Origin of the sequence: Pseudomonas sp. S37, assembly GCF_016658545.1 — a bacterium.
GTDB lineage: Bacteria > Pseudomonadota > Gammaproteobacteria > Pseudomonadales > Pseudomonadaceae > Aquipseudomonas.
The window spans coordinates 1-22,068 of sequence record NZ_JACVZC010000085.1; the positions used below are offsets into that span (position 1 = coordinate 1).

Annotated in this window: 23 protein-coding genes; 12 read left to right on the forward strand and 11 right to left on the reverse strand. The window is 64.0% G+C overall.

All coding sequences use genetic code 11. The annotated features are described in order from the left end of the window. Positions 1-336: 336 nt before the first annotated feature. The 5 genes from rluB to IAE39_RS21030 all read right to left on the reverse strand — a co-directional run bounded on the left by rluB (position 337) and on the right by IAE39_RS21030 (position 4,790). Entirely contained in the window at positions 337-1,404 is a 1,068-nt protein-coding gene (rluB, locus tag IAE39_RS21010) for a 23S rRNA pseudouridine(2605) synthase RluB (protein ID WP_201206127.1), read from the reverse strand. Positions 1,405-1,678: 274 nt separating this feature from the next. Then, positions 1,679-2,449: an SMC-Scp complex subunit ScpB gene (gene scpB / locus IAE39_RS21015; protein ID WP_201206129.1), complete on the reverse strand. Its 771-nt coding sequence runs from the start codon at positions 2,447-2,449 to the stop codon at positions 1,679-1,681. Continuing rightward, positions 2,436-3,161, reverse strand: a complete 726-nt coding sequence (locus IAE39_RS21020) for a segregation and condensation protein A (RefSeq protein WP_201206174.1) — start codon at positions 3,159-3,161, stop codon at positions 2,436-2,438. The genes scpB and IAE39_RS21020 overlap by 14 nt, the downstream gene beginning before the upstream one ends. A gap of 125 nt (positions 3,162-3,286) precedes the next feature. After that, positions 3,287-3,916 carry an L-threonylcarbamoyladenylate synthase gene (locus tag IAE39_RS21025; RefSeq protein ID WP_201206172.1) on the reverse strand — a complete coding sequence of 210 codons (630 nt, stop codon included), beginning with the start codon at positions 3,914-3,916 and terminating at the stop codon, positions 3,287-3,289. A 13-nt stretch (positions 3,917-3,929) separates the two neighbouring features. Beyond that, positions 3,930-4,790: a PHP domain-containing protein gene (locus IAE39_RS21030; protein ID WP_201206131.1), complete on the reverse strand. Its 861-nt coding sequence runs from the start codon at positions 4,788-4,790 to the stop codon at positions 3,930-3,932. A 67-nt stretch (positions 4,791-4,857) separates the two neighbouring features. On the opposite strand from IAE39_RS21030, the gene IAE39_RS21035 reads away from it, so the two are divergent. The 5 genes from IAE39_RS21035 to IAE39_RS21055 all read left to right on the forward strand — a co-directional run bounded on the left by IAE39_RS21035 (position 4,858) and on the right by IAE39_RS21055 (position 8,554). Beyond that, positions 4,858-5,451: a septation protein A gene (locus tag IAE39_RS21035; protein WP_201206133.1), complete on the forward strand. Its 594-nt coding sequence runs from the start codon at positions 4,858-4,860 to the stop codon at positions 5,449-5,451. A gap of 1 nt (position 5,452) precedes the next feature. Continuing rightward, positions 5,453-5,752 (forward strand): YciI family protein, encoded by a 300-nt coding sequence (locus tag IAE39_RS21040; RefSeq protein ID WP_015271283.1) that lies wholly within the window; start codon positions 5,453-5,455, stop codon positions 5,750-5,752. 207 nt (positions 5,753-5,959) lie between these two features. After that, entirely contained in the window at positions 5,960-6,637 is a 678-nt protein-coding gene (locus tag IAE39_RS21045) for a response regulator transcription factor (RefSeq protein ID WP_201206135.1), read from the forward strand. A 101-nt stretch (positions 6,638-6,738) separates the two neighbouring features. Continuing rightward, the gene (locus IAE39_RS21050; protein WP_201206137.1) at positions 6,739-7,155 is read left to right on the forward strand and encodes a Spy/CpxP family protein refolding chaperone; all 417 of its coding nucleotides are present in this window, start codon (positions 6,739-6,741) and stop codon (positions 7,153-7,155) included. 58 nt (positions 7,156-7,213) lie between these two features. Then, positions 7,214-8,554, forward strand: a complete 1,341-nt coding sequence (locus IAE39_RS21055; RefSeq protein WP_201206139.1) for a sensor histidine kinase — start codon at positions 7,214-7,216, stop codon at positions 8,552-8,554. 131 nt (positions 8,555-8,685) lie between these two features. On the opposite strand, the gene IAE39_RS21060 is transcribed toward IAE39_RS21055, so the two are convergent. Next, positions 8,686-9,243 carry a nitroreductase family protein gene (locus IAE39_RS21060; protein ID WP_201206141.1) on the reverse strand — a complete coding sequence of 186 codons (558 nt, stop codon included), beginning with the start codon at positions 9,241-9,243 and terminating at the stop codon, positions 8,686-8,688. A gap of 102 nt (positions 9,244-9,345) precedes the next feature. On the opposite strand from IAE39_RS21060, the gene IAE39_RS21065 reads away from it, so the two are divergent. Further along, the gene (locus tag IAE39_RS21065; RefSeq protein WP_201206143.1) at positions 9,346-10,800 is read left to right on the forward strand and encodes a TrkH family potassium uptake protein; all 1,455 of its coding nucleotides are present in this window, start codon (positions 9,346-9,348) and stop codon (positions 10,798-10,800) included. Here IAE39_RS21065 and IAE39_RS21070 read toward each other — a convergent pair. Continuing rightward, a complete protein-coding gene (locus IAE39_RS21070) occupies positions 10,757-11,818 on the reverse strand; it encodes an AraC family transcriptional regulator (RefSeq protein ID WP_201206145.1) in 1,062 nt (353 codons plus the stop codon). The two genes, IAE39_RS21065 and IAE39_RS21070, sit on opposite strands and share 44 nt — an antisense overlap. A 151-nt stretch (positions 11,819-11,969) precedes the next feature. Here IAE39_RS21070 and IAE39_RS21075 point away from each other — a divergent pair, with 151 nt between their 5' ends. Further along, on the forward strand, positions 11,970-12,281 hold the full coding sequence (locus tag IAE39_RS21075) for a DUF962 domain-containing protein (RefSeq protein WP_201206147.1): 312 nt from the start codon (positions 11,970-11,972) through the stop codon (positions 12,279-12,281). A gap of 190 nt (positions 12,282-12,471) precedes the next feature. Here IAE39_RS21075 and IAE39_RS21080 read toward each other — a convergent pair whose 3' ends face one another. After that, a complete protein-coding gene (locus IAE39_RS21080) occupies positions 12,472-13,275 on the reverse strand; it encodes a UDP-2,3-diacylglucosamine diphosphatase (protein WP_201206149.1) in 804 nt (267 codons plus the stop codon). A gap of 126 nt (positions 13,276-13,401) precedes the next feature. Here IAE39_RS21080 and IAE39_RS21085 point away from each other — a divergent pair, with 126 nt between their 5' ends. Both IAE39_RS21085 and IAE39_RS21090 read left to right on the forward strand, forming a co-directional pair. Then, positions 13,402-14,169 (forward strand): helix-turn-helix transcriptional regulator, encoded by a 768-nt coding sequence (locus IAE39_RS21085; RefSeq protein WP_201206151.1) that lies wholly within the window; start codon positions 13,402-13,404, stop codon positions 14,167-14,169. A gap of 199 nt (positions 14,170-14,368) precedes the next feature. Next, positions 14,369-15,259, forward strand: a complete 891-nt coding sequence (locus IAE39_RS21090; protein ID WP_201206152.1) for a DMT family transporter — start codon at positions 14,369-14,371, stop codon at positions 15,257-15,259. 1 nt (position 15,260) lies between these two features. Here the strand turns inward: IAE39_RS21090 and IAE39_RS21095 are convergent, their stop codons facing one another. Beyond that, the gene (locus IAE39_RS21095; protein WP_201206154.1) at positions 15,261-15,542 is read right to left on the reverse strand and encodes a SelT/SelW/SelH family protein; all 282 of its coding nucleotides are present in this window, start codon (positions 15,540-15,542) and stop codon (positions 15,261-15,263) included. Positions 15,543-15,609: 67 nt separating this feature from the next. Between IAE39_RS21095 and IAE39_RS21100 the strand changes: the two genes are divergently transcribed. Beyond that, a complete protein-coding gene (locus IAE39_RS21100; RefSeq protein WP_201206156.1) occupies positions 15,610-17,796 on the forward strand; it encodes a patatin-like phospholipase family protein in 2,187 nt (728 codons plus the stop codon). Positions 17,797-17,912: 116 nt separating this feature from the next. Here IAE39_RS21100 and IAE39_RS21105 read toward each other — a convergent pair whose 3' ends face one another. Continuing rightward, entirely contained in the window at positions 17,913-18,350 is a 438-nt protein-coding gene (locus IAE39_RS21105; RefSeq protein WP_201206157.1) for a MarR family transcriptional regulator, read from the reverse strand. 150 nt (positions 18,351-18,500) lie between these two features. Next, positions 18,501-20,648, reverse strand: coding sequence for a DNA helicase RecQ (recQ, locus tag IAE39_RS21110; RefSeq protein WP_201206159.1), 2,148 nt, complete (start codon positions 20,646-20,648; stop codon positions 18,501-18,503). A 247-nt stretch (positions 20,649-20,895) separates the two neighbouring features. Here recQ and IAE39_RS21115 point away from each other — a divergent pair, with 247 nt between their 5' ends. Together IAE39_RS21115 and IAE39_RS21120 are read left to right on the forward strand one after the other, a co-directional pair. After that, complete coding sequence (locus IAE39_RS21115; RefSeq protein ID WP_201206161.1) at positions 20,896-21,483, forward strand: YecA/YgfB family protein; 588 nt, start codon at positions 20,896-20,898, stop codon at positions 21,481-21,483. Between the two features lie 7 nt (positions 21,484-21,490). After that, on the forward strand, positions 21,491-21,856 hold the full coding sequence (locus IAE39_RS21120) for a YbaN family protein (protein ID WP_201206163.1): 366 nt from the start codon (positions 21,491-21,493) through the stop codon (positions 21,854-21,856). Positions 21,857-22,068 lie beyond the last annotated feature (212 nt).

Consider the following 22,068-nt stretch of genomic DNA (forward strand, 5'->3'; position numbering starts at 1 on the left):
GGTGTGGGCGGGGCACTTGGGGCATCAGAGGCGGCAAGTTTTGTTTACGCGATTGGGCATGTTCTGAAATGAGGACGGAAATCGGCCAGCTTCGTATAAATTTCTTTACAGTGTGGTTTGAGAACTTGCCAGTCGTCCGAAAAATTCTTTTGGTTCAATATCTTGGGGCCGCTTTGCGGCCCTATCGCGACACAAGGCCGCTCCCACAAGAGATCTGCGTAGGCGCTTCTTTGTGGGAGCGGCCTTGCGTCGCGATGGGCTGCAAAGCAGCCCCAAATTCTCACAGCCATAAAAAACCAGCCCGAAGGCTGGTTTCCCGATTACCACAAAGCCCAATCAGCCACGCGGTTTGCCGCGGCCACGGCCGGCCGGCTTGTCACCTTCAGGCTTGCCTGGGCGCTTGCGCATCTCGCTCGGGCGCTCGGCCACGGCGCTGCCGCGGCTGCCCTTGCGCGGGGCCTCTTCACGCGGCTGACGCGCAGGGCGCTCACCGCTAGCAGCACCTTCGTGCGCCGGGCGCAGGTTACGCACGCGCTCGCCACGCCCCATCGGGCGGGACGATTTGCGCTGCAGGCGCTCCATCTTGTCCTTGGCCTTGAGGTTCAGGGTTGGCAGCGCGACCGGCTGCAAGCCTACTTCAGCGGCCAGGATGTCGATTTCGCCCTGGGACATTTCACGCCAGCGGCCCATCGGCAGGTCGGAGTTGAGGAACACCGGGCCGAAGCGCACGCGCTTCAGGCGGCTGACCACCATGCCCTGGGACTCCCACAGGCGGCGTACTTCACGGTTGCGGCCTTCCATCACCACGCAGTGGTACCAGTGGTTGAAGCCTTCGCCACCCGGTGCCTTCTGGATGTCGGTGAACTTGGCCGGGCCGTCTTCCAGCATCACGCCGGCCTTCAGGCGTTCGATCATCTCGTCATCGACTTCACCACGCACACGTACCGCGTACTCACGGTCCATCTCGTAGGACGGATGCATCAGGCGGTTGGCCAGTTCACCGTCGGTGGTGAACAGCAGCAGGCCGGTGGTGTTGATGTCGAGGCGGCCGATGTTGATCCAGCGGCCTTCTTTTGGCCGTGGCAGGCGGTCGAACACGGTCGGGCGGCCTTCCGGGTCGTCACGGGTGCAGATTTCGCCGTCGGGCTTGTTGTACATGATCACCCGGCGGGTGGCCTCGGCAGCCTCTTCGCGCTTGATCAGCTTGCCGTCAACGGCAATGGCATCGTGCAGGTCGACGCGCTGGCCGAGGGTAGCAGCAACGCCGTTGACCTTGATGCGACCCTGGCTGATCCAGGCCTCGACGTCACGGCGCGAGCCCACGCCAATGCGTGCCAGCACTTTCTGCAGCTTTTCGCCGGCTGGCGGGGTGATTTCGGTATTTTGCAGGTCTTGCTCACTCATCTGGGCACCTCCCGGTGTAGGAATGAAATAGGTTTTCTGGCGACGGAAGCGCCAAAAGGCCGCGCATCATACGCGGTTCGGCGGGGGAACGCACTGGAGCGTAGAGGGTTTTGTGGGCATTGGCAGGGGTTTCTGCCTAATGGTGGTGTGTGGGCAGTGCCTGCCCTTTCGCGGGTAAACCCGCTCCCACAGGTACCGTGCCGCTCTCAGGACCTGTGGTATCCCTGTGGGAGCGGGTTTACCCGCGAAGAGGCCGGTGCAGGCAACAGAAGAATCAAGGCTGTACCTTGCCCTCTTCCTCCACAGAAACCTCAGGCTCTTCCCCACGCAAATCTTCAAAATCGGTCTTCAGCCCTTCTTCCATGGCATCCAGTTCCACCAGCAAGCTACGGAAGCTGGTCTCCTCCTTCGGCTCACCTACCTCCTCCTCTTCCCCAAGGCTGGCATCAGCCAGCGCCTGCAGGTGCGCCGGCACGGGCGCATCATCCGGGTCAAGCAGTGGCTCGGGCTCCATCGCGCGCAGCTCGGCCAACGCGGGCAACTCATCCAGGCTCTTGAGGTTGAAATGGTCGAGAAACGCCTTGGTGGTGGCAAACATCGCTGGCCGCCCGGGCACTTCGCGGTAGCCGACCACGCGAATCCACTCGCGCTCCATCATGGTCTTGATGATGTTGCTGTTTACCGCCACGCCACGCACGTCCTCGATCTCGCCCCGGGTGATCGGCTGGCGATAGGCGATCAGCGCCAAGGTTTCCAGCAAGGCACGCGAATAGCGCTGCGGGCGTTCTTCCCACAAGCGACCGACCCAGGGGGCATAGTTCTCGCGAATCTGCAGGCGGTAGCCGCTGGCCACTTCCTTGAGTTCGAAGGCGCGGCCGTTGCAAGACTTGCCCAGCACCTCCAGGGCCTGTTTGAACACCTTGGGCTCAGGCCGCTCGGCCTCTTCGAACAACTCGTACAGGCGCTCGAGGGATTGCGGCTTGCCCGAAGCCAGCAGGAAGGCTTCGATCAGCGACGCCAGGTCGCGCGGTTCATTCAGGTTCATCGGGTTCTTCAACAAGCGCCGGGCGAAGCCGCACGTGGATGGCGGCGAAAGGTTCATTCTGCACCAGTTCGATCAGCGATTCCTTCACCAGCTCAAGAATCGCCATGAAGGTCACCACCACGCCCAGCTTGCCCTCGTCGACGCCGAACAGCTCGACGAACGGCACGAAAGCGCCGCCCTTGAGGCGCTCCAGTACCTGGCTCATGCGCTCGCGGGTGGACAACGTCTCACGGGTGATCTGGTGGCTCTCGAACAGGTCGTTGCGGCGCATTACCTCGGCCATGGACACCAGCAGCTCTTCCAGGCTGACCTGCGGCAACAGCTTGCGCACCTTGGCCTGCGGCGCTTCCAGGCGCGGCACTACCACGTCACGGCCAAGCCGCGGCAATTCATCGATGCCTTCGGCGGCGGCCTTGAAGCGCTCGTACTCCTGCAAGCGGCGGATCAGTTCGGCGCGCGGGTCGCCCTCCTCTTCCTCGACCTCGGCCGAGCGCGGCAACAGCATGCGCGACTTGATCTCGGCGAGCATGGCGGCCATCACCAGGTACTCGGCAGCCAGCTCCAGGCGCACGCTTTTCATCAGCTCCACGTAGCCCATGTACTGGCGGGTGATTTCCGCTACCGGGATGTCGAGGATGTCGATGTTCTGCTTGCGGATCAGGTACAGCAACAGGTCCAGCGGGCCTTCGAAGGCTTCCAGGATGACTTCCAGGGCGTCCGGCGGGATGTACAGGTCCAGCGGCATTTCGGTCAGGGCTTCGCCGTAGACCAGGGCCAATTGCAACTGCCGAGGCTCCTCGGCCTGCCCGGCCGGCGCCTCGGGCGCTTCCAGCTGGCTCACGCGTCGACCAGGAACGGGCTGGGGTCGCCGCAGCCTTCGCGGATCAGCGCAGGCTCATCACCTGTCAGGTCTATGATGGTCGAGGCCTTGAGGTCGCCGTAACCACCGTCGATGATCAGGTCGACATGGTGCTCCAGCCGCTGACGTATCTCGTACGGGTCGGTCATCGGTTCTTCTTCAGGCGGCAAGATCAGGCTCACGCTCATCAACGGCTCGCCCAGCTCTTCGAGCAGCGCCAGCACGATCGGGTTGGACGGTACGCGCAAGCCGATGGTCCGCCGTTTCTCGTGCATCAGTAGACGCGGCACTTCGCGGGTGGCGTTGAGAATGAATGTGTAGGGCCCCGGGATGTGCGCCTTGAGCAGGCGGAAGGTCGAGGTATCGATCTTGGCGAACAGGCCCATTTGCGACAGATCGCAGCACAACAGGGTGAAGTTATGCTGTTTGTCCAGCTTGCGCAATGTACGCACACGTTCGATTGCGCCCTTGTCGCCGATCTGGCAACCCAGTGCGTAAGCCGAGTCGGTCGGATACACCACCACCCCACCCTTGCGGATGATCTCAACGGCCTGTTTGATCAGGCGCGCCTGCGGGTTCTCCGCATGAATCTGGAAAAATTGGCTCACGTAGTCGTCCTGTTCATAGCGCCAAAGGCTGTTCATGGCTGAATCGACGCCACAAAGGTGGCAGATCCTCGGGCAATGGCCGATAGGCACCGATCTCGCCCCAGGTGCCGGGGCCGTGGAAGTCACTGCCAGCACTTGCCAGCAGGCCGAACTCACGGGTAAGGATGGACATGGTGCCCACCTGCTCGGCAGGCATCATCCCGTTGACCACTTCGAGTGCCTGCCCACCTGCCTGAATATAGTCGGCAATCAGCCGTCTGCGCTTACTGCGGGTCAGGTCGTAGTGCATGGGATGCGCCAGGCTCACCCAGGCTTTGGACTGCCGCAGCGTGGCAACGGTTTCGTCGAGGCTCGGCCAATGCTGCTTCACGTCCCCCAGCTTGCCGGCGCCCAGCCACTTGCGAAACGCCTCGCCACGGTCCTTGACGTGCCCGGCACGCACCAGGTACTCGGCAAAATGCGGGCGCGCCGGGGCATTGCCGCTGTCGCCCAGTTCGTGCTGCACGGCGCGGGCACCTTCAAGGGTGCCGGGCATGCCCTTGGCGGCCAACCGTTTGTCAATTTCTTCGGCGCGCAGCCAGCGGCCGCGGTGCAAGGCTTCGATCGCCGCCAGCAACGGCGGCGCGTCGAGCGGGAAGTCATAGCCCAGCACGTGGATGGTGGCACCGCCCCAGGTGCACGACAGCTCTACCCCGCTGACCCAGCGCATGCCCCGCTCCAGGCAGGCCTGACGTGCCTCGGGCAGGCCTTCGAGGGTGTCATGGTCGGTCAGGGCCAGCGTTTGCACCCCGTGCTCATGGGCCCGGGCAACCAGTACCGTGGGCGACAGGGCGCCGTCGGAGGCCGTGCTGTGACAGTGCAGATCAACATTCATGGAGGAGCGCTTTCGCTGGATTCGATGTTTGTTATTATGCCGTCACATCCCGATTCTGGCTGCCATTGTGAAACAATTCATCGATTTCATCCCGCTGCTGCTGTTCTTCATCGTCTACAAGCTCGACCCGCGCCCCATGGAAGTCGCCGGCCACAGCTTCGAGTTCGGCGGTATCTACAGCGCCACGGCCATGCTGATCATCAGCTCGCTGGTGGTGTACGGCGCGCTGTTCCTGCGCCAGCGCAAGCTGGAAAAGGGCCAGTGGCTGACCCTGGTCGCCTGCCTGGTATTCGGCGGCCTGACCCTGACCTTCCACAGCGAAACCTTCCTCAAGTGGAAGGCGCCGGTGGTGAACTGGCTGTTCGCCCTGGGCTTTGCCGGCAGCCACTTCATCGGCGACCGGGTGCTGATCAAGCGCATCATGGGCCACGCCCTGACCCTGCCCGATGCCATCTGGGCTCGCCTTAACGTGGCCTGGATCGCATTCTTCCTGTTCTGCGGCGCGGCCAACCTGTTTGTCGCCTTCACCTTCCAGGACTTCTGGGTGGACTTCAAGGTGTTCGGCAGCCTGGGCATGACCGTGATCTTCCTGGTGGCGCAAGGCGTGTACCTGTCGCGCCACCTGCACGACGACCCTTCTACCTCCAAACCCAAGGATTGACATGCTCTACGCCATTATCGCCAGCGACGTCGCAAACTCCCTGGAAAAGCGCCTGGCTGCCCGCCCCGCGCATATCGAACGCCTGCAGCAACTGAAAGCCGAAGGCCGTGTGGTACTGGCCGGCCCGCACCCGGCCATCGACAGCAACGACCCGGGTGAAGCAGGCTTCAGCGGCAGCCTGATCGTTGCCGAGTTCGACTCGCTGGCGGCGGCGCAGGCCTGGGCCGATGCCGATCCGTATATTGCTGCGGGCGTGTACGACAAGGTCGTGGTCAAGCCATTCAAGCAAGTATTGCCGTGATCTGAGACCGCATCGCCTGCTTCGCGGACTTGCCCGCTCCCACAGTGGCCCGCACAAACCTTCGGAACTGCACGGTCGTTGTAGGAGCGGGTTTACCCGCGAAGCAGGCGATGCGGTATCAGCAGTTATACGGTTGCCATCAGTCTGCGGTATCTTTGCCACTGGCGGGCCGATTTGACCGCCGTCAATGGTTGAATTGAGTGAGTCATGAGCGAGCTGTTACTGATTGATGATGACCAGGAACTGTGCGAGCTGCTCGGCAGCTGGCTGACCCAGGAAGGGTTTACCGTACGTGCCTGTCACGATGGCCAGAGCGCACGCCAGGCCTTGGCCGAGCATGCCCCTGATGCCGTGGTGCTGGATGTGATGCTGCCCGACGGCAGCGGCCTGGAGTTGCTCAAACAGTTGCGCAGCGAGCATGCCGAGCTGCCGGTGCTGATGCTCTCGGCCCGTGGTGAGCCGCTGGACCGCATTCTCGGCCTGGAGTTGGGCGCCGACGACTACCTGGCCAAACCCTGCGACCCACGCGAGCTCACCGCCCGCCTGCGCGCAGTGCTGCGCCGCAGCCACCCCACCGCCGCCACCAGCCAGGTAGAGCTGGGCGACCTGGTGTACAGCCCTGCCCGCGGCGTGGCCAGCATCGATGGCCGCGAAATGACCCTGACCCTGTCCGAAAGCCGTATTCTCGAAGCCCTGCTACGCCAGCCCGGCGAGCCGCTGGACAAGCAGGAACTGGCGCAGATCGGCCTGGGCCGCAAGCTGACCCTGTACGACCGCAGCCTGGACATGCACGTCAGCAACCTGCGCAAGAAGATCGGCCCGCACGCCGATGGCCGGCCACGCATCGTCGCCCTGCGCAGCCGTGGCTATTACTACTGCCTGTGACCTTCTTTACCGAGCCTTTACCATCCGCTGACTGCGCTTGACGGTGATCTCCCTAGACTGTGCTCATCCGGTAACCACCGGCCTATGAAAGGAGAGACACCATGCGCAAGACCCTTATCGCCCTGATGTTCGCCGCCGCCCTGCCGACCGTGGCCATGGCCATGCCTGACGGCGGCCCGCGTCACGACGGCCCGCATCATCGCGGTGATGCGCCTTTCCACCAGCTGGACCTGAGCCGTGACCAGCGCCAGCAGATCGGCAAGCTGATGGGCGAGCAGATGCAGCAGCGCCGCGACATCACCGAGCGCTACCTGTCCAAGCTGCCGGCCGCTGACCAGAAGGCCATGAAGGACGAACTGCAAGCCAGCCGCACCAAGACCGACACCGCCGTGCGCAACCTGCTCAAGCCTGACCAGCAGAAGAAGTTCGACGAACTGCAAAAGGAACGCGCCGCCAAGAAAGCCGAGTGGCAGGAGTTCCAGGCCTGGAAAGCTGAAAAAGGCACCAAGGCCCAGTAAGCTGTCCGCCACATGCCCGGCCCGCCCCAGCGCGAGCCGGGCTTTTTCTGTTTAGGAGGTGCACTTGCGTTCACTGTTCTGGCGCATCCTGGCCAGCTTCTGGCTGGCCATCACACTGGTCGCAGGCCTGTCGATCCTGCTTGGCCACATGCTCAACCAGGACGCCTGGATCCTCAGCCGCCACCCGGGCCTGAACACCCTGGCCAGCAAATGGGCCAAGCATTACGAGCAAGAAGGCCTGGATGCGGCGCAGCACTTCCTGGAGCGGCGCAAGGACCGCTACAAAATCGACGTGCAGGTGCTCGACGACAGCGGCGAGGCCTTGGTACCCGGTACCTTCCCGCGCCGTGCGGCAGCCTTCGAGGCGCGCCAGCACAATGACCAGCGGCGTTTGCCGTGGCGCCGCCTGACCGAGGAATACACCAGCCCCGACACCGGCGAAACCTACCTGCTGATCTACCGCATCCCTCACCCGGCGCTGGACGCCTGGCACCGCGAAAGCCTGATGTGGCCACTCAGTGCGCTGGGCATTGCCCTGGTGGTGCTGACCCTGTTCAGCCTGCTGGTGACGCTGTCCATCACCCGCCCGCTAAGCCGCCTGCGCAGCGCCGTGCACGACCTGGGCCAGAGCACCTACCAGCAGAACAGCCTGGCGCGCCTGGCGGCACGGCGCGACGAGTTCGGTGTGCTGGCCAAGGACTTCAACAAGATGGGTGCGCGCCTGCAAAGCACCCTCGGCAGCCAGCGCCAGTTGCTGCGCGACGTGTCCCATGAGCTGCGCTCACCGTTGGCCCGGCTACGCATCGCCTTGGCGTTGGCCGAACGCGCCGAACCCGAACAGCGACAGACCCTGTGGCCACGCCTGACCCGCGAGTGCGACCGGCTGGAAGACCTGATCAGCGAAATTCTTACCCTGGCCCGGGTGGATGCCGAACAGGCCCATGCCGAACCGGTCGACCTCAATGCCCTGCTCGGCAGCGTGCGCAAGGACGCCCTGCTCAGCGCGCCAGACCAGGACGTGCGCCTGGAGGCCCAGCCGGGGTTGACCTTGCAAGGCTGGCCAACGCTGATCGAGCGGGCCGTGGACAACCTGCTGCGCAATGCCCTGCGCTTCAACCCGCCGGGGCAGCCGGTGGAGGTCAGCGCCGTGCGTGAGCAGGAGCGGATAGTGATCAGTGTGCGCGACCACGGGCCGGGGGCGGCTACAGAGCACCTGGCGCAGTTGGGTGAACCGTTCTTCCGCGCACCGGGGCAAGAGGCGCCGGGGCATGGGCTGGGGCTGGCCATTGCGCGCAAGGCGGCGGAGCGCCATGGCGGCAGCCTGGTGCTGGGCAATCATCCGCAGGGTGGGTTTGTGGCCAGGCTGGAGTTGCCTCTGGCTGAGGCAGCTGGCAGTTGAGGTGATGTAAAGGCACCTGGCCTCTTCGCGGGTAAACCCGCTCCTACAAAGGTATGCGTAGCCTGTTGTAGGAGCGGGTTTACCCGCGAAAGGGCCAGATGCCTTGATACAGCAATCAGCCCAAGGCTGCGTTACTCACCCCACCCACTGACAAAATCGGCAGTCTCCAGAATCGGCGCCGTGCGCGGTTCGGCCAGCGGCGTGCCGACATACAGGTAGCCAATCAACTCCTCGTTCTCGGCCAAGCCCAGGCCCTTGTGCACATGGGCATCAAAGGCCATGTCACCGGTGCGCCACACCGCGCCGATCCCCTGCGCATGCGCAGCAATCAGGATACCGTGCGCCGCACAGCCCGCTGCCAGGCGCTGCTCGGACTTGGGCACCTTGAAATGGTCCTGCAGTTTGGCAATCACCACGATCAGCAACGGTGCGCGCAGCGGCATGGCGCGGGCCTTGTCCAGTGCAGCCGGGGTGGCATCACCCTTGTGCTGCACCGCTTCGGCGAACAGCTCGCCCAGTTTCTCGCGGCCCTGGCCTTCGATGGTCAGAAAACGCCATGGCCGCAGCTGGCCATGGTCCGGGGCGCGCAAGGCAGCCTGGAACAGCGCCTCGCGCTGGGCGGCGTTGGGCGCCGGGTCGGTCAGGCGTGGCACGGAAACACGGTTGAGCAATGCGTCGAGAGCCTCCATCGGCTACCCTCCTGGCAGGTGAATGTGCGGCCATTCTAGCGTTTACATCACCAGACCCATAGGTAGAATGGCGCCCTTCCGAATCGAGTCAGAGCAGATCACATGGCGTTGCCGACCTTAAGGATCATTGGTTTCATCATCGGCATCTTCCTGATTACCCTGGCCGTGGGCATGGCCGTGCCCATGGCGACCCTGGTGATCTTCGAGCGCACCGGCGACATGCCGTCGTTCCTCTGGTCCAGCCTGATCACGTTCATTGCCGGCCTGGCGCTGGTGGTACCGGGGCGCCCCGAGCATGTGCACCTGCGCCCGCGCGACATGTACCTGCTCACGGTCAGCAGTTGGCTGGTGGTGTGCGTGTTCGCCGCCCTGCCGTTCCTGCTGACCCAGCACATCAGCTACACCGACGCCTTCTTCGAAAGCATGTCGGGCATCACCGCCACCGGCGCCACCGTGCTCAGCGGGCTGGATAACATGTCGCCGGGCATCCTGATGTGGCGCTCGATGCTGCACTGGCTTGGCGGCATCGGCTTCATCGCCATGGCGGTGGCGATCCTGCCGCTGCTGCGCATCGGTGGCATGCGCCTGTTCCAGACCGAGTCGTCCGACCGCTCGGAAAAGGTCATGCCGCGCTCGCACATGGTCGCCAAGTCGATCGTCGGGGTTTACGTCGGCTTCTCGATCCTCGGCTCGCTGGCTTTCTGGTGGGCCGGCATGAGCCCGTTCGATGCCATCAACCACGCCATGTCGGCAATCTCCACCGGCGGTTTCTCCACCTCTGACCAGTCACTGGCAAAATGGGATATCCCCGCCGTGCACTGGGTGGCGGTGGTGGTGATGATCATGGGCAGCCTGCCATTCACCCTGTATGTGGCCACCCTGCGCGGCAACCGCAAGGCGCTGATCCGCGACCAGCAGGTGCAGGGTTTGCTGGGCATGCTGGTGGTCACCTGGCTGGTGCTGGGTACCTGGTACTGGTACAGCACCAACCTGCACTGGCTTGACGCGCTGCGCCATGTGGCGCTGAACGTGACCTCGGTGGTCACCACCACGGGCTTCGCCCTGGGCGATTACAGCCTGTGGGGCAACTTCTCGCTGATGCTGTTCTTCTACCTGGGCTTCGTGGGCGGCTGCTCCGGTTCCACCGCAGGCGGGATCAAGATCTTCCGCTTCCAGGTCGCCTACATCCTGCTCAAGGCCAGCCTCAACCAGCTGATTCACCCGCGCGCGGTGATCAAGCAGAAGTACAACGGCCACCGCCTCGACGAAGACATCGTGCGCTCGATCCTGACGTTCTCGTTCTTCTTCGCCATCACCATCTGCGTCATGGCGCTGCTGCTGTCGCTGCTGGGGGTGGACTGGATGACCGCATTGACCGGCGCCGCCGGCACGGTTTCGGGTGTGGGCCCGGGCCTGGGTGAAGTGATCGGCCCTTCAGGTAACTACGCCACGCTGCCAGATGCAGCCAAGTGGATCCTGGCCGCCGGCATGCTGTTGGGGCGACTGGAAATCATCACCGTGCTTGTGTTGTGTATGCCGGCGTTCTGGCGTCACTGAGCACTTCGGCTTCCGCCCCCAGGCGGGCGCGGTACTCGCTGGGCGTGGCATCGAACCAGCGGCGGAACGCCCGGTAGAAGTTGCTGGGGTCGGCAAAGCCCAGCAGGTAGGCCGCTTCCAGCAAGGTCATGCCCGGCTGGGCCAGGTACTGCTCGGCCAGTTCACGACGGGTGTCGTCGAGCAGGGTCTGGAAACTGGTGCCCTCCTCCTGCAGCCGCCGTTGCAGGGTGCGTTGCGACAGGTGCAGCGCCTGGGCCAGGGTTTCACGCTTCGGTTCACCCTGCGGCAGGATGCGGCACAGCACCTGGCGCACGCGGTGGGTAACCTTGCTTTCGGAGAAGCGCGCCAGGTACTCCCCGGCAAAGCGGTCGTGCAGCACCGCCATGGCTTCGTTGGCGGTCGGCAAGGGCGCCTCCATGTCGGCGCGCTCGAACACCAACGCATCGTGCGGCGCACCGAACACCAGCGGCGAATGGAACGCCACCTTGTATGGCTCGACATTCCGGGGCTGTGGCCCCTGCACCAGCACCCGCCGTGGTTGCACTGGCCGGCCGCTCAACCATTTGCACAGCGCCAGTGCGCAGGCCAGCGAGGCTTCGGCACTGTGCCGGGTCGGCGGCAGGTGATCGCCGTGTACGGTGAGGATAAGCGAATAGCCCTCGGCGCCGAGGACGAAACTGAGGTCGGAGCTTTCGGCAATGATGCGCTGGTAACGCACCAGCCGCTCGAAGCCTTCGGCCAGGGTGCGGCTGGACATCAACGCATAGCCCACCACATGGAACGACGCCGGGCGTACCACTCGTGCCATGTTCAGGCCGATAGCCTCGTTGCCGGACAGCTCCACAGCCAGTTGCCAGAGCCGGGTCATGGAGTCCTGCGGGAAGCGTGCGTCGGGGTCGTCGAGGGCGGCGAAGTCCAGCCCCAACTGCTTGAACATGGCCCGGCAGTCCAGCCCTTCCAGTTCAAGTGCCTTCACAATCCCTGATGCCCAACTGGCTGACGTGGTTCTTTCACTCATGACAGGCTTCTTCCTGACCGCTCCTGCGGTGAACCCCAAGGATACTCAATTGGCGCCTATTGTCACTGGTAGGCACTGCCAATCACTCTAGACTCGAATCAGGCTCCACGCCGTGCATCTTGTCCAGAAGTATTAATCCCGGAGCACTGTCATGAACCGCACAGCGCAGTTTCGCAGTTTTGCCGAGTTCTACCCGTACTACCTGGGGGAGCACAGCAACCCCGTTTGCCGTCGCCTGCACTTTGTCGGCACCAGCCTGGTGATCGCGCTGCTGGCCTACACCATCGGCAGTGGCAAATGGATGCTGCTGCTCGCCGTGCCGCTGTTCGGCTACGGCTTTGCCTGGGTCGGGCATTTCTTTTTCGAGAAGAACCGGCCGGCGACCTTTACCTACCCGTTCTATAGCCTTGCCGGTGATTTCGTGATGTTCCGCGATATTCTGCTGGGCAAGCTCAAGCTGTAGGTTTTTTGGGGCCGCGTTGCGGCCCGTCGCGACGCAAGGCCGCTCCTACACCGACCGCGTTTTCCCATGGTTGCGCGCCCCCCTGTCGCGATGGGCTTTCCCATGGTTGCGCGGTCCCCTGTAGGAGCGGCCTTGCCGGGGCGCCGGACCGGTCGGATGGGCTGCAAAGCAGCCCCATGGCCCTCAAGCCTTACGCCAGTTCCCGTACAACCGACGAAGCCCGCGCCTGCGCCTCGGCCAGCCGATACAGCTCGATACTGCCATCCCAGTGCTCAATCAACGCTGTGCACGACTCCACCCAGTCCCCGCAATTGAGGTAATCCACCTCACCCACCTTGCGGATCTCGGCATGGTGGATATGCCCGCACACCACCCCATGAAAACCACGCCGGGTGCACTCGTGGGCGATCGCATCCTCGAAATCACTGATGAAGTTCACCGCCCCCTTCACCTTGTGCTTGAGGTACGCCGACAGCGACCAGTAGCCGTAGCCATAGCGCGCACGCCAGTGGTTCAGCCAACGGTTGAGCACCAGGGTGAACTCATAGGCGCGGTCACCCAGAAACGCCAGCCAGCGGTGATAGCGGGTGATCACGTCGAACTGGTCGCCATGGATCACCAGCAACCGGCGGCCATCGGCAGTCAGGTGCTCGGCCTCATCCACCAGCTGGATATTGCCGAGAATCAGCTTGGAGTAACGGCGCAGGAATTCGTCATGGTTGCCGGTTACGTAGATCACCTCGGTACCGCGCTTGCTCATGGTCAGCAAGCGGCGGATCACGTTGGTGTGGGCTTGCGGCCAGTAGATGCCGCCGCGCAGCTTCCAGCCATCGATGATGTCACCTACCAGGTAGACACGGTCGGCCTGGTAGCCCTTGAGAAACTGCGACAGGTGTTCAGCCTGGCAATCGCGGGTGCCCAGGTGCACGTCGGAGATCCACAGGGTGCGCACGCGTTGCTTGCGTGAGGGACGGGACAGTTCGGCATGGGTCATGGGCGGGCTCCGGCGCAGTTTGCTGGAGACTGGCAGGCGTGCATGACAGCGCCATGGCAAAACTGTGACGAGTGATGGTGTGCAGCGAATCAGGCACAATGGGCCTCTGCCCCGCGAGGACGCCCCATGACCGCCGGCCCGATCCTCTCGCTGCGCCATTACCGCGACAGCCTGATCGCCCATAGCCACGAACACCCGCAACTGGTGTTCGGCCTGCGCGGTCGCCTGGAATTCGAGGTGCAGGGGCAAGGTGCCGGGGTCGGTCGGCAAGGCTTGATCGTGGTACCGGCCGGCGCTCACCACACCTGTGCCAGCGATGGCGGCAGCGATTGCCTGGTGCTGGACGTGCCTGGCGAGCACTGGTTGTACGAGCAGCTGGGCGAGCATGCCGACGCCAGCCGCCGCCTGCTCGACCGCCCGGCCGCCCTGGGCCTGGATGAGCGCCAGCAGCAACTGGTGGACTGGCTGGCAGCCAGCCCCATGGATGACCCGTTGATTGCCCGGCAAGGCGCAGCACTGCTGCTGGCCAGCCTCAACCCCACGGCGGCGGCCAGCGTGCGTGCCAGCCAGCGTTTGCCGTATGCCGCCTTCGACGCGCACATCGAGCAGCACGCAGCCTACCCGCTGCAAGTGGCAGACCTGGCGCGCATCGCCGGGTTGTCCAGTGCCCGGCTGCATGCACGCTTTACTGCCGAGTGCGGGATGACGCCGATGGACTACATTCGTCAACGGCGCTTGCTCAAGGCACGGCGGCTGGTGCTGCAGACCCTGCTGCCGATGGGCGAGATTGCCGCGCAGGTGGGGTACAGCTCGCAGAGTGCGTTTTCGGCGGCGATGTTGCGGGCGTTTGGGTGTACGCCGTTGGCGTTGCGGCGCGAGCCTGGCGACAATTGACAGCAGTCATGCGACAGAATGCGTTTGCCTGAGGCTTTACACTTTGCCTGTGCCGGCCTCTTCGCGGGTAAACCCGCTCCCACAGGGATCGCAGCGTTTTCGAAACCTGTTCAGTACCTGTGGGAGCGGGTTCATCGAGGCGTCGAACCGCCGCGAATAGGCCGGCACTGCCTGTAGAGATCTTGAGCAAGGACCCATCATGAACCACCGCACCGCCCTCGGCGCCCTGCACATCGGCGCACTGTTCTTTGGCCTGACCGGCGTCTTCGGCAAGCTGGCCGCCAGCGCCAGCCCGGCGATCATCGTGTTCGGCCGCGCGGCCTTCGCCGTGCTTGCCCTGGCCCTGTTCGCCAGCGTTGCCGGCCCTGGCTGGCAACGCCTGAGCGGCCAGGACGCCCGCCGCTTGCTGCTTGGCGGGGTATTGCTGGCCGGCCACTGGGTCAGCTTCTTCATCGCCGTCAAGGTCGGCGGCGTGGCCATCGCCACCCTCGGTTTCGCCAGTTTCCCGGCCTTTACCGTGATCCTCGAAGGCCTGCTGTTCCGCGAGCGCATCCGCCGCAACGAGGCCGTGCTGGTGCTGCTGGTCAGCATCGGCCTGATCCTGGTCACGCCGGCCTTCGACCTGGCCAGCGAAGCCACCGGCGGCCTGCTCTGGGCGCTGCTCTCGGGCCTGTTGTTCTCGCTACTGTCGCTGACCAACCGCGCCGGCTCCGGCCGCTTGCCGGCGGTACAGGCAGCCTTGTGGCAAAACCTGGTGGTGGGCCTGTGCCTGCTGCCGTTCGCCGCCCCAGGCCTGGCCGGCGTAGCGCGCATGGACTGGCTGTGGATCGCCCTGCTCGGCATTTTCTGCACCGGCGTGGCACACAGCCTGTTCGTTGCCAGCCTGGCCGTGATCAAGGCGCGCACCGCTGCCGTGGTGTTCGGCATGGAGCCGGTCTACGGCATTGCCGTGGCCTGGGTGGTGTTTGCCGAAACCCCCACCGTGCGCATGCTGCTGGGCGGCGCGTTGATCATCTTTGCCATCGTACTGTCCAGCCGCCTGGCTGCCGAGCAGCCGCCCAAGCAACGACCATTGGCCGAGGGCGCCTGATTCAACGGTCGTTGTGGCCCAGGTCGCGCTGCGGGTCGATCTGGTCACGCACCCGCTGCTTCAGCACTTTGGCCTCGGGGAAGCCACCGTCGGCCTTGCGCTCCCAGATCTGCATGCCGTTGCAGGTAATGCGGAAAACGCCGCCGGTACCCGGCTCCAGTGCCACCCGGCCAAGGTCGTCAGCAAAGGTGCTGAGCAGTTCCTGGGCCAGCCAGGCGGCACGCAGCAGCCACTGGCACTGGGTGCAATAAGTGATGACGATTTCCGGCTTGTTGTCGGCCATGGTGAAACATCTCCTGCTGAGGGGCCGCTTATACTAGCGGTCTTTAGCCCACGGTTTGAGACTCACGATGCGCCGTTTGCTGTTCTGTTTTCTGCTCGCCCTCACCGCCTTCACAGCAGCAGCCACCGAAACGGCCCGGCCCAAGGTCGGCCTGGTGCTGTCGGGTGGCGCTGCCCGTGGCCTGGCCCACATCGGCGTACTCAAGGCCCTGGAGGAACAGGGCGTGCGCATCGACGCGATTGCCGGCACCAGCATGGGCGCGGTGATCGGCGGGCTGTATGCGTCGGGCTACAGTGTCGAAGAACTTGAAAAGCTGGCCACCACCCTCGACTGGCAGCAGGCGCTGTCCGACGCCCCACCGCGCAAAGATGTGCCGTTCCGGCGCAAGCAGGATGACCGCGACTTCCTGGTCAAGCAGAAGCTCAGCTTTCGCGACGACGGCAGCCTGGGCCTGCCGCTGGGGGTAATCCAGGGCCAGAACCTGTCATTGCTGCTGGAAAGCAAGCTGGCGCACACCGCCGACACGCGTGACTTCGACAAGCTCCCAATCCCCTTCCGTGCGGTGGCCACCGACATCGCCAGTGGCGAAAAAGTGGTGTTCCGCCGTGGCCACCTGCCGCAGGTCATCCGCGCCAGCATGTCGATCCCGGCAGTGTTCGCCCCGGTCGAACTGGACGGCCGACTACTGGTGGACGGCGGCATGGTGGACAACATCCCGGTCGACGTGGCGCGCGACATGGGCGTGGACCTGGCCATCGTGGTCGACATCGGTACGCCGCTGCGCGACCGCAAGCAATTGCTGACCGTGGTCGATGTGCTCAACCAGTCCATCACCCTGATGACCCGGCGCAACTCGGAAGAACAACTGGCCAGCCTGCACCGCGATGACATTCTCATCCAGCCCTCGCTGACTGCCTTCGGCGTGACCGATTTCGGCCGTGCCCGGGACATGATCGACGCGGGCTACCGCGCCACCCGCCTGCTCGCCCCACGCCTTGCCGCCCTGCGCCAGCCCGAGGGCGACAGCAGCCTGGCCGTGGCCCGTTCGCCACGCCAGCGCACACCTGTGATCACCGCGATCAGGATCGAGAACGACTCCAAAGTCAGCGACGACGTGATCCGCTCGTACATTCGCCAGCCGATCGATACGCCGCTGGAGCTGGACCGCCTGCAGACCGACATGGGCACGCTGTACGGCCTGGACTACTTCGACCGGGTGCAGTACCGCGTGGTGCACAAGGGCGACGACAACACGCTGGTAATCAATGCCCGTGGCCGCCGCGGCGGCACCGACTACCTGCGCCTGGGCCTGAACCTGTCTGATGACCTGCGCGGCGACAGCGCCTTCAACCTGGGCGCCAGCTACCGGGTCAACGGCATCAACAGCCTGGGTGCCGAATGGCTGACCCGCGGCCAGATCGGCGACCAGCAAGAGCTGTACAGCGAGTTCTACCAGCCGCTGGACGTGGGCTCGCGCTACTTCGTCGCGCCGTACCTGGACTTCGGCTCGCAGAACATCGAAGCCACCCTGGACAACGACCCGGTCGCCGAGTACCGCCTGGAGCGCTACGGCTTTGGCCTGAACGTCGGCCGGCAGATCGGCACCAGCGGCGAGGTGCGCCTGGGCGTGGGCAAGGCCTGGGGCGAAGCGGAAGTGCGCATTGGCGACCAGGACCTGCCCAAGGTCAGCTTCAACGAAGGCTTCTACGAGCTGAAGTACTCGTTCGACACCCTCGACAACGTGTACTTCCCGCACCGCGGCGAGGACATCGGCCTGACCCTGCGCAAGTACGACAAGTCGCTGGACTCCGACCAGGATTACCGGCAGTGGATGTTCAACCTGGACAAGGCCATCAGCAGCGGGCCGAACACCTTCGTGCTGGGCGGGCGCTACGGGCGCACACTGGATGAGACCGAAGTGGTCACCTCGAGCTTCGTGATGGGCGGGGCGCGGGAGCTGTCAGGCTTCCGCCAGGACTCCGTGTCGGGGCAAAACGTCAGCCTGATGCGGGTGGTCTACTACCGTCGCCTGACGCCACGGGCCTATGTGCCGCTGGACTTCCCGCTGTACATCGGCGGGTCGCTGGAGCGCGGGCGGGCGTGGAACAATGACAACGAGTTTGACAGCGGCTATATCAATGCGGCGAGCATCTTCCTGGGGCTGGAGACGCCACTGGGGCCGCTGAACTTCACCTATGGCGCCAACAGTGCGCATGAACAGGCGGTGTACCTGAACCTGGGACATACCTTCTAGATTGCCGGGGCGGCTTTGCAGCCCATCGCGACACAAGGCCGCTCCTACAGGAGTTCGCGATCCCCTGTAGGAGCGGCCTTGTGTCGCGATGGGCCGCAAAGCGGCCCCAATGCCCCTCAGGATTTCTCGAGGTTGGCCAGGATCTTGGCATGCACGCGCATGCACACCTGCAAGTCGGCCTCGTCCACCCCGGTAAACAGCTCGATGCGCAGCTGGTTGGCGATGGTCTCGATCTGCTCGATCAGCGGCTTGGCCGGTGGGCACAGTACAATCTTCTTCGCCCGCCGATCCTCCAGTACCGCCTGCCGGCGCACCAGCCCTTGTGCCTCCAGGCTATCGAGCAGGCGCGCCAGGGTCGGGCCTTCGACGCCCACGCTCTGGGCCAGCTCGCGCTGGGTCGGGGCCTCTTCGAAACGGGCCAGGTGCAGCAACACCAGCCAGCGCGCCTGGGACAGGTTGAGCCCGGCCAGGCGGCGGTCCAGCTCGGCACGCCAGCCCCTGGACATCTGGGCCAGCTGCATGCCGAAGCGGTGTTGGTTGTCGGTCAAGGGCATAAGCAACTCATTGAGTAGATCTAATTATTAGGCAGCTAACCATGCCCTGCCCCACGAGGCAAGGCTAGGGCACGCTTGCTTGTACGATAATCGTCAAAAAGCATGACAAAGGTCAGCAGATGGCGCATCTGCCTTCGATCCTGCCAAGGGTTACAGCTCAAACTCCGCGGCCAAGGCAGCACGGATGCAATACAACACCCCCTCCGGTACGCGCGCGCCGAACAGCGGGGCAATGGCCGATACAGGCGGCAACTCGCCCTCGCCATCGAGGAAGGCGTCCTGCACCTCCATCATCAGGTCTTCCGGCAGGTCAAGCGCCTGGTCAAGGCTAAGCTCATGGCGGCCCAACGCCTCGGCCAGCAGGCTGTACACGTTCTTTTCGCTGCAGTTGAGCTGCCCGGCGATCTGCGCCGGGGTCATGCCGGCGCGGGCCAGGCTGACCAGCTCGTGGCGCAGGTCGAGCACCACTTTTTGCGCCTCGTCGGTGCCGCCACTGTTGTTCAGCACTTCGAGGAACGCCTGACCATAGCGCTCCAGCTTGCGCGCCCCCACGCCGCTGACCTGGGCCATGTCGCTGAGGCTGACCGGCTGGCTGCGCAGCATTTCCAGCAGGGTCGAGTCGGGGAAGATGACATAGGGCGGCACGCTGTGCTCTTCGGCCAGCTTGCGCCGCAGGGTGCGCAGCGCTTCCCACAGCTCGCGTTCTTCGGCACGCACCAGCTGGCTGGCCGGGCTGCCGCCACTGGACGACGCGCTCTTCGCGGTGGTTTGCGGCTTGAGGTCGCGGCGCAATTGCAAGGTCACCTCGCCACGCAACAGTGGCCGGCAGCTGTCGGACAGGCGCAGCCCGCCATAGCCTTCCAGGTCGATGTCGACCAGGCCACGGGCCACCAACTGGCGGAACAGCGAACGCCACTCGACCTCGGCCAGGCCTTTGCCCACGCCAAACACCGAAAGCTTTTCGTGGCCGAAGTTGCGCGCCTTCTCGGTGTCCTTGCCCAGCAGTACATCGATCAGGTGGCCGACGCCATAACGCTGGCCGGTACGGAACACCGCCGACAAGGCCTGGCGTGCCGGCTCGGTGGCGTCCCAGGTCTGGATGTTGTCGACACAGTTGTCGCAGTGCCCGCAGGGTTGCTCGAGGACTTCGTCGAAGTAGGCCAGCAACGACTGACGGCGGCAGCGGGTTTCTTCACACAGGGCCAGCATGGCGTCGAGCTTGTGCTGCTCGATGCGCTTGTGGCGCTCGTCACCTTCGGAGTTCTGCAGCATCTGCTTGAGCATCACCATGTCCTGCAGGCCGTAGGCCATCCAGGCATCGGACGGCAAGCCATCACGGCCGGCCCGGCCGGTTTCCTGGTAATAGGCCTCAAGCGACTTGGGCAGGTCGAGGTGGGCGACGAAGCGCACGTTGGGCTTGTCGATGCCCATGCCAAAGGCAATGGTGGCGACCATGATCAAGCCTTCCTCGTTGAGGAAGCGGTGCTGGTTGGCCGAGCGTGTCTCGGCGGCCAGGCCGGCATGATACGGCAGCGCCGGGAAGCCCTGCTCGCAGAGGAACGCAGCAGTTTCGTCGACCTTCTTGCGTGACAGGCAGTAGACGATGCCGGCGTTGCCACGGCGCTCGCCAAGGAACGCCATCAGCTGCTTGCGCGGCGCTTCCTTGGGCACGATGCGGTAGAAGATGTTGGGCCGGTCGAAGCTCGACAGGAAACGCTCGGCGCCTTGCAGGTGCAGGCGCTGGACGATCTCTTCGCGGGTACGCATGTCGGCGGTGGCGGTCAGCGCAATGCGCGGCACATGCGGGAACAGCTCGGCGAGCTGGCCCAGTTGCAGGTACTCCGGGCGGAAGTCGTGGCCCCATTGCGACACGCAGTGCGCCTCGTCGATGGCGAACAGCGAGATGTCCAGGTCGCGCAGGAAGTCGAGCATGCGCGGCTGCACCAGGCGCTCCGGCGCCAGGTACAGCATCTTCACTTCGCCACGGCGCAGGCGCCCGGCCAGCTCACGTTGCTGCTCTGCAGTCAGCGTGGAGTTCAGCGCAGCCGCTGCCACGCCCAACTCGTCAAGGGTGGCGACCTGGTCGTCCATCAGCGCGATCAGTGGCGAAACCACCACGGTCAGGCCTGGGCGCAGCAGCCCCGGTACCTGGAAACACAACGACTTGCCGCCACCGGTGGGCATCAGTACCAGGGCATCGCCGCCATTGGCCACGCATTCGATGATCGCTGCCTGGCGCCCTCGGAAACTGTCGTAGCCGAAGATGTCCTTGAGAACGCGCTGAGCCTGTTCGAGCATGTGCAACTCCACAAATCGCCGTACCATCCTGGCATACAGGCTGGACGAAAAACCCGCCCCGCACACGCCGAATGCGTAAGCGGTTTTTACCAGGCGGCCGGCAAGGCCTGCGCCTGGATGAAAAACCGCGGAGTATACCGCAGCGTTGCGCTGCGCAGGGCACCACGGCGATAGACGTTCCCTTTACCCCGGCGCCGCTGCAAGGTGCTAGAATTCGGTATCGTTTATTCTCCAAGGTAGCCCTGTAATGTCCTTCGCCGAGCAACTGACCCGCCTGCAAGCCTTCCTCGACGCCGACGAGCTGCACGAAGAGGCGTTGGACTACGTCGCCGCCCACGGCTACCTCACCGCTCTGTCGATCAACGCCGAAGACGTGCCCGAGCGCGAGTGGATCGACGCTTTGTTCGCCGAAGAGCCGCACTACGCCAGCGAAGCCCAGCGCACCGAAATCGAAGCTACCCTGGTAGCGCTCAAGGCGCACATTGCCCGCCAGCTGGCCAGCGATGACGAATTCGAGCTGCCGTGCGACCTCGACCTGACCGACGAGCCGGACGATTCCGACCTGCGCGGCTGGTGCATCGGCTTCATGGAAGGCGTGTTCCTGCGCGAAGAGGCGTGGTTCGAAAACGCCGAGGAAGAAGTCAGCGAAATGCTGCTGCCGATCATGGTGGGTTCCGGTCTGTTCGACGAACAACCCGAGTTCGCCGACATTGCCAGCAACGCCAACCTGCAGGACGACATGATCGTCCAGATCCCCGAAGCGCTGACCGCGCTGTTCCTGCTGTTGCAAGCGCCTGAAGAGAAACCGGCACTGCTCAAGCCACGCCACCACTGAGCCAGCGGTGCGCTACCTGCTGCTGGCCATCGGCTGGCTCAGCGTTGCGCTGGGTGTGTTGGGCATATTCCTGCCGGTATTGCCCACCACCCCGTTCCTGCTACTGGCGGCAGCCTGCTTTGCCCGCAGCTCGCCGCGCTTTCACCACTGGCTGGTCCACCACCCCAAGCTGGGGCCGTGGATCCGCGACTACCTCAGTGGTGAAGGCATCCCCCTCAAGGGCAAGGTCTACGCCATCGGCCTGATGTGGGCCAGCATCGGCCTGTCGTGCTACCTGGTACCGCTGTTCTGGGCACGTACCTTCATGCTCACCAGTGCCGTGCTGGTCAGCCTGTACATCCTCAAGCAAAAAACCCTGCACAAGCGAAAGTGACAATATTTTGTCGCCAAATATCAATTTCGCCTAACTAGGTTTCTATTTATCTGAATTAGTTCTGGAACCGCACGCGCCCCTTGAAAACCTTGGCTTCCAGGGTATTCGATGCTATCGGTCGCTCTTTGCCCGCGCTAATTCATTAGACAATATCGGCCTTATATGGCAGTTTGATATGAATAAATCTTCTTATCTATCGCGCTGAATGTACT